2 protein-coding genes and 1 pseudogene are annotated in these 3,145 nt (G+C 39.5%); 2 read left to right on the forward strand and 1 reads right to left on the reverse strand.

Annotated elements, in window-relative coordinates:
* The first annotated feature begins 513 nt into the window (after positions 1–513).
* Both V7K76_RS23825 and V7K76_RS23830 read left to right on the forward strand, forming a co-directional pair.
* Complete coding sequence (locus tag V7K76_RS23825) at positions 514–1,848, forward strand: S8 family serine peptidase (protein ID WP_335030102.1); 1,335 nt, start codon at positions 514–516, stop codon at positions 1,846–1,848.
* An 81-nt stretch (positions 1,849–1,929) separates the two neighbouring features.
* A pseudogene (locus V7K76_RS23830) lies at positions 1,930–2,076 on the forward strand (S8 family serine peptidase); the annotation flags it as partial.
* 452 nt (positions 2,077–2,528) lie between these two features.
* Here V7K76_RS23830 and ytaF read toward each other — a convergent pair.
* Positions 2,529–3,145, reverse strand: a 617-nt coding sequence (ytaF, locus tag V7K76_RS23835; RefSeq protein ID WP_335030103.1) for a sporulation membrane protein YtaF, incomplete at its 5' end; no start/stop codon positions are given.

A 3,145-nucleotide genomic window follows, 5' to 3' on the forward strand; every position in this document is an offset into this window, starting at 1 on the left:
AATTGAGTCTACGATTCCTGCCACTATACCCAAATGGTCAATATTCTTGATTTCAATATCTTTGATATTAAACATGATTAGAAAGTACCCAAAACCATATCAGTTAAAATTTTCACATTTTTTGACAGCCTTTGTGGGATAAATTGGGAGCAATGCGATTTTGTTAGATCGGACTTTAATTCTCAGTTAGAGAGCTAAATTCTCAATAAAAACAGTTATTTAGCTGCGATCGCACCCCTAAACAGGTGATTTAGCACCCGAATTTTAAGCACCTCACAAAATCGCATTGCTCCCGATAAATTTCAGTTGCTTATACAAACACCTCTCTCCACCCGAAAATTGAATCATTATCGAATTAAAAAACATGAGGAAAGGAGAGGCTGCTATTGGCAGCCTCTCCTTTCCTACCCCCCGATAAGAATGATTATTATTTTTATATGCTACCCAGATATCTGAACTTAATAGAAGTTATTCTTATTTAGCTGTAATAAGCTCTCCTAGTAGATAGTTCCTATGTACTATATATATCCGGATATATCCGGTTTTTTGGGGTGTGACAGTTCTGGGTGCGGAAGATGGGATAAAGCTTTACCAGGAGTAGCCCCAGGAGCGCGACTGTATTCAGATGCTGTAGGTGATACAAAAAAAATGGCACAGCCACAAGAGTGCTTATCGGCACAATACATCGCCTTGCAAAACGGCGGTGATGTTCGCGCGATCAATTTCAGCTTTGGTGAACCACTAGAACGCGACCCACGACCAGAGCCTGTTTTAGATGGTAATGCTTTACTAACATTATGTGTTGACTGGTCGAGTCGCGTTCATGATACTTTATATGTAATTGCGGGGAACCAAGGCAAAGGAGGGATTTCAATTCCGACCGACAATTACAACGGAGTGAACGTGGCTTTTTCATCCCAAAAGAAAGGTATTTTTAACAAAGTAGCTGTTGACAATTTGGCAGGTGATGGCAAAGGAGTAAGTAGTCGCTTAATTGGTAAAGAGTTTGATATTAAAGGTCGTCACTCTATTAGTTTAGTAGCTCCAGGCAGTAATATTGATTTAATCAATCCAGATGGTCAGGTAAATCCGGGTTCAGGGACAAGTTTTGCTGCACCTCATGTTACGGCCACTGTTGCATTGTTACAGGAATTTGGGGATCGACAGCTGCGTAAAAAACAACTCCATTGGAGTGTTGCTTCCCGGCATCACCAAGTCATGAAAGCTGTATTGCTCAACTCCGCAGACAAAATTCAAGATAGCGGTGATGGCTTACGCTTGGGAATGATGAAAACGCTGATTGATAAACAAGACAAAGACTGGTTGGCAACTGATGCATATAAAGAACCAAAAATTTCTTTGGATGCTCAAATGGGGGCGGGTCATTTAAATGCATTTCGAGCCTATCAACAATTTAGTCCCGGTGAATGGCAACCATCTGATGCTGTGCCTAGTATAGGCTGGGATTATGGCACAGTCAACGCTGGAACATCTGTAGAATATACACTAGCAAAACCATTAAAGGCGAATAGTTTTATTGCGATTACTCTGGCTTGGGATCGGCTAGTAGAATTAAACGATCTCAATCACAACCAGCAGTATGATGTTGGAGAGAATTTTCGCGATCGCGGGTTGAATAATCTCGACCTCTACTTGGTAAAAGCTAATGCTTTAAGTGAGGATATGGGTGTAGTTTGTAGCTCAATTAGCCAAGTTGACAGCGTACAACATATCTTCTGCCCTGTTCCGACTCAAGGTAATTATAAAATCCGGGTTCAGTTTCGCCATCAGGTAAATGAATCAACTCAACCTTATGGTTTAGCTTGGTGGAGTGTACCTGTTAACTAAAGAAGTAAAATTGAAGGTGGTTTCTACTCAAACCCTTGTTTTATATTTAACAGAAATTACGCATTGACAAATAAGACTATTAGCGGCACATCTATGGCTTCCCCTTACGTTGCTGGTGTAGTTGCTCTAATGCTTAGTGCTAATCACAACTTAACTGAAAGCCAAGTACGTGAGATCGTCACAAGTACGGCAGGAAATAGTACACAATCCTCAAGCTATACAAGTGAAGTTCAGAGTCTCCCTTCTAGCTTAATATTTGCTCATCAACTAAAAACTAAGAACCAAAATCGCCAGTTTTGAGGGCAGAGTCAAGTCTTGCTGATTGCTATTCGGGACTGCCATGTTGGGCGAAGGTTCGTACTTGCACAACTAATAATCAGCTTGAACTCTATGGGCGGGTAGCTGCAATGGCAATACTGCTCCGAACTGGGTTCGAGTTTTGGGTAAAATTTTTCCCTGTCCCCAAAACCCGACAGCTACTGAGGCATATTATGACTTTCTTTTTAACCCTGTTTTGTCACTCTGGGAAAGTAAAAATCAAAGCCAAATTTTGAACTGTAGATAGAACGGGCATTTGAGCGTTTATTTTCTAACACAATGGCTGAAATCATGGTTTTTTGGTAAAAGTCTTATGCTGTAAGCATTCCAGATTATTCTCTCCCGAAAGTGATAAAAGAGGGTTAAATAAAGTATTCATATACTGCTAAACAAATTATCAGAGATGCTGAGATAATTCCCGACCATTTAGCAGAAATTTTAGAAGTGAACTTCTTCCCCATAAAATATCCAAATTTAATTGCTAACAGACTAAATAAAAAGGTTATAAAAGTGGTAACGGGAATATTTAAACCAGAAAGTCCGGCTCCAAAACCACCAGCTACATTGTTGATTGTTAAAGCAAACGCTAAAGCGAGAGACTCTCTAAAGTCGATAAAACGAGAGTTATCCAAATCTGCTAGTTCTGGTTTTTCTAGGAAGATAGTGTAATCAAGTTGATTAACAGAAGATTTGTTTCGATTGACGGTTTCTTGTCTTTTGGATCTAAATGTATCCCATATCCCCAAAATTCCTACGCCTAACAGAGCAATAAAACCTACAAAATTTGCGACATCAGCAGATAAAAATCTTCCAAAAGTTTCTCCTGCTGACATAGATAAATATGCACCAAAAGCGGAAAATATTGCAATAACTAAGTTAGCAAGTATACCGATTTTTATGTTTTTTACCCCGTAGGCGATTCCGACAGCGAAGTTATCAATATTAGATGATACTGACAGGATAAAAGATGATAGAAAAT

The organism is Nostoc sp. (assembly GCF_036917975.1).
GTDB lineage: Bacteria > Cyanobacteriota > Cyanobacteriia > Cyanobacteriales > Nostocaceae > Nostoc.